Here is a 547-nt window from a genome sequence, read left to right as displayed (position 1 = left end):
CCAGCCGCAGCTGCCGGCTGTTTCCCTGCTGCATAGCCACATGGTCTTCGTCGGCTTCGATGAACAGTTCGGATACCTTCGGCCTCCGTTCCGGCAGGGGAGCCGCCGTATTGGGGATCGTCCCCAACCGGCATAAGACGTTCCGCACGCTCTGTTTGCTTACCGGGACCGGAGTGGCTACTTGGGCTGCTTTCGCATAACTCATATCCTTGGCATGTTCTGCCATTCGGGCCTGACAGGAAGCCTCGATCCGGCTGTACGCCGGTAGCTGGCACCATTCGTCCAGCAGATAGGTGTAGCGGCCCGTGTCTTTCTGTCGGTAATACCGGCGGTGAAAGGTGATTTCTCCAAACGTGGTTACCAAGGTACGCGAACGGGCTGTTTCTTTGATCTGATAGGTACGTTGCGGCTTCACCGTTTCATAGATGGCTTCATCGGCCTGTTCTAACATTGCCGACAACACCTCCCGCCCTAGGTTCTGCACAAACTCTTGTACAGCCAGCGTCACGTCGGTCAGGGACGCCTGGCCCGTTACTAACGATTCCAT

The 547-nt window shown here is 57.0% G+C and carries 1 protein-coding gene; it reads right to left on the bottom strand.

The genetic code is table 11. The features are described 5' to 3' along the window. Positions 1-547 (bottom strand): UPF0236 family protein (locus B5F80_RS11150; RefSeq protein WP_204246404.1); only part of this gene is annotated, 547 nt, incomplete at both ends.

Source organism: Megasphaera sp. An286, from assembly GCF_002163455.1.
Classification (GTDB): Bacteria; Bacillota; Negativicutes; order Veillonellales; family Megasphaeraceae; genus Megasphaera; species Megasphaera stantonii.
This window is presented reverse-complemented; position numbering and strand designations above follow the sequence as displayed.